General features: G+C 66.8%; 3 protein-coding genes and 2 pseudogenes. All 5 read left to right on the top strand.

Annotated features, from left to right (window positions below):
* Window positions 1-127: pseudogene (locus ACIKT0_RS15575) on the top strand (ABC transporter permease); the annotation flags it as partial.
* Window positions 128-215: 88 nt separating this feature from the next.
* Window positions 216-644, top strand: coding sequence for a protoporphyrinogen oxidase HemJ (gene hemJ, locus ACIKT0_RS15570; RefSeq protein ID WP_407106241.1), 429 nt, complete (start codon window positions 216-218; stop codon window positions 642-644).
* Window positions 645-910: 266 nt separating this feature from the next.
* A complete protein-coding gene (gene rho, locus ACIKT0_RS15565; protein ID WP_183394897.1) occupies window positions 911-2176 on the top strand; it encodes a transcription termination factor Rho in 1266 nt (421 codons plus the stop codon).
* A gap of 96 nt (window positions 2177-2272) precedes the next feature.
* On the top strand, window positions 2273-3040 hold the full coding sequence (locus ACIKT0_RS15560; protein ID WP_407106239.1) for a TPM domain-containing protein: 768 nt from the start codon (window positions 2273-2275) through the stop codon (window positions 3038-3040).
* Window positions 3034-3330, top strand: a pseudogene (locus ACIKT0_RS15555) (hypothetical protein); the annotation flags it as partial. The gene ACIKT0_RS15560 and the pseudogene ACIKT0_RS15555, both read left to right, overlap by 7 nt.

Raw genomic sequence — 3330 nt, 5'->3', positions numbered from 1 at the left:
GTGGGTCCTGCTCGGCATTCTCCTGCTGTTCTCCTGGACCGCGCTGGTCGGGGTGGTGCGGGCGGAGTTCCTGAGGGGCCGCAACTTCGAATATGTGCCACGGGGTGCGGCAGCACACGCCGCCGGAGCATGTCGGGCGGCTCGTGGCGCGCGTCCGGCGAAACCGGTAGGCTGCCGCTGCGCACGCCATTTGCGCGGTTCCGATTCGAGGGCAGATGGACGTCTATCTCTGGATCAAGGCGCTGCACGTCGCGGCGGTGATCGCCTGGATGGCGGCGATGCTCTATCTGCCGCGCCTGTTCGTCTATCACGTCGGCGCTCCGGTCGGCTCTGAGACCTCCGAGACCTTCAAGGTCATGGAGCGGCGGTTGCTGAGGGGGATCGCCACGCCTTCGATGATCGTCACCTGGCTCGCCGGCCTCACGCTGGTCTGGCAGGGCGGCTGGATGACGTCGGGCTGGCTGCACGCCAAGTTGCTGCTTGTTCTGATCCTCACCGCGATCCACGGGATGCTGGCCCGCTACACGCGCGATTTCGCGAATGACCGGAACGTACGCTCCGCGCGCTTTTACCGGATCATCAACGAGGTTCCGGCCGTGCTGATGCTGGCGATCGTCATCCTCGTGATCGTGAAGCCCTTCTGACGGCCCAAATCCTCGTGACCGCGCGCATGCCACTTGTGGAGCGGCCCGTCTCCCGGTAAGAGGGATTCCTCTCAAGAGTCGGTTGTCGGCGCACGGGTTCAGTTCAGAGCTCGTCACGTCCCGTGAGCGGGACCGAGGCCCTCCGACGCCACGACCACGGAAGACCGGCTGGTCCTCCGCCGACGCGCCGCCCGGCGATCGTCCGTCTCCTCTCTTCTTCCTTGCGCCCGGCGACCTGCGCCGGACCCCACTGCCAAAGGCCACCGATGCCAGAAGTCAGGCTCTTTGATCTCAAGGCCAAGTCGCCGACCGAAATTCTCGCCCAGGCCGAGGAGCTCGAGGTCGAGAACGCGAGCACGCTGCGCAAGCAGGAACTGCTGTTCGCCATCCTGAAGCAGCTCGCGGCGCGCGACGTCGACATCATCGGCGGCGGCGTCGTGGAGGTTCTCCAGGACGGCTTCGGCTTCCTGAGGTCGCCGGACGCGAACTACCTGCCGGGCCCCGACGACATCTACATCTCGCCTTCGCAGATCAGGCGCTTCTCGCTGCGCACCGGCGACACCGTCGAGGGCCAGATCCGCAGCCCGAAGGAGAGCGAGCGTTACTTCGCGCTGCTCAAGGTCAACACGATCAACTTCGAGGACCCGGACAAGGCGCGCCACAAGGTCCATTTCGACAACCTGACCCCGCTCTACCCTGACGAGCGGCTCAGGATGGAGATCGAGAACCCGACCAAGAAGGACATGTCGACCCGCGTGATCGACATCGTCGCCCCGCTCGGAAAGGGCCAGCGCGCGCTGATCGTCGCCCCGCCCCGGACGGGCAAGACGGTCATGATGCAGAACATCGCGACCGCGATCGCCGCCAACCATCCCGAGTGCTACCTCATCGTCCTGCTGATCGACGAGCGGCCCGAGGAAGTCACGGACATGCAGCGCTCCGTGAAGGGCGAGGTCATCTCCTCGACCTTCGACGAGCCGGCGCAGCGCCACGTCCAGGTCGCCGAGATGGTGATCGAGAAGGCCAAGCGCCTCGTGGAGCACGGGCGCGACGTCGTCATCCTGCTCGACTCGATCACCCGCCTTGGCCGCGCCTACAACACCGTGGTGCCGTCCTCCGGCAAGGTGCTGACGGGCGGCGTCGACGCCAACGCGCTGCAGCGCCCGAAGCGTTTCTTCGGCGCGGCGCGAAACATCGAGGAAGGCGGCTCGCTCACGATCATCGCGTCGGCGCTGATCGACACCGGCTCGCGCATGGACGAGGTGATCTTCGAGGAGTTCAAGGGCACCGGCAATTCCGAGATCATCCTGGACCGCAAGGTCTCGGACAAGCGCGTGTTCCCGTCGATGGACATCACGCGGTCCGGCACCCGCAAGGAAGAGCTCATCGTTCCGGCCGATCAGCTCAAGAAGATGTACGTTCTGCGCCGCATTCTGAATCCGATGGGCACGGTCGACGCGATCGAGTTCCTGCTGGACAAGCTGCGCTCCACCAAGACCAACGCCGACTTCTTCGAGTCGATGAACACCTGAACCGGGCCCGCTCGGCGCTCAGGCGCCGAGCGTTCCCCCTGGCGGCGTCCTTCGGATGAGCCGGAGGACGGCGCCGCCCTCGGCTAAGCTAGCCCCATGATGCCCACGCGCGTTCTCGGCAGGCTGCTTGCGCTCACGCTTCTCGTGCTGGCGGCGATCGGGCCCGTCCGCGCGGAGCTCACCTTCCCGCCCTTCACCAATTATGTGGTGGATGCGGCGGACGTGCTGCCGCCGGCCGAAGAACAGGCGCTGATCGCCAAGCTCAAATCGTTTCAGGAACGCACTGGGCACCAGTTCGCGATCGCGACGGTGCCGTCCCTGCAGGGGACCAGCGTCGAGGATTTCGGCAACCGCCTGTTCCGCGCCTGGAAGCTCGGCGACGCGACGCGCAACGACGGCGTGCTCCTGCTCGTCGCGCCCGCGGATCGCAAGGTCAGGATCGAGGTCGGCTATGGCCTTGAGGGCGACCTCACCGATGCGGTTTCACGACTGATCATCGAGAACGCGATCCTGCCGCGCTTCCGCGCCGGCGACATACCGGGCGGAATCGAGCGCGGCGCTGACGACGTGATGGCCGTGTTCTCCGGGCAGGCCGAAGAGTACAAGGCCCGCGCGGCGCAGTTGAGCGAGCAGGAAGAGAGTCTGACGGAAGTCGACATCTTCATGATCCTGTTCCTGCTGATCGTCCTCTATGTGCTCTGGCGCTCGATTCGTGGCGGCGGCGGCGGCTCGAGACGCCATGGCCCGTGGGTCGTTGGTGGCCCCGGGGGTTTCGACGGGGGCTGGTCCGGAGGCGGCGGAGGTGGTTTCGGGGGCGGCGGGGGCGGCTCTTCGGGCGGCGGCGGAGCTTCCGGCGGATGGTGAGAGAAGCGCCCTGCGCTCAGGATGCGTCGGCTCTGACGGAGGCCGACCGGAAGCGCATCACGGAGGCCGTCACGGCGGCCGAAGCCCGCACTGCGGGCGAGATCGTTGTGGTGATCGAGACCGAGCCTTGCGAGGAGCGTGACGTCGCGGTCGCGCTGGTCATCGCAGGCTTTCTGGCGATCTTCGCGGCCGCGCCGCTGTCGCTGCTCGATCTGCGGCTTGGGTCGGTCGTCATCGGGCAGGCCGCGATCTTCGCCGCGCTCGCCGCGCTGGCGGCGGCGCCGAGGGTG

Origin of the sequence: Hansschlegelia beijingensis (assembly GCF_045505405.1) — a bacterium.
Taxonomy (GTDB): Bacteria; Pseudomonadota; Alphaproteobacteria; order Rhizobiales; family Methylopilaceae; genus Methylopila; species Methylopila beijingensis_A.
This window is presented reverse-complemented; position numbering and strand designations above follow the sequence as displayed.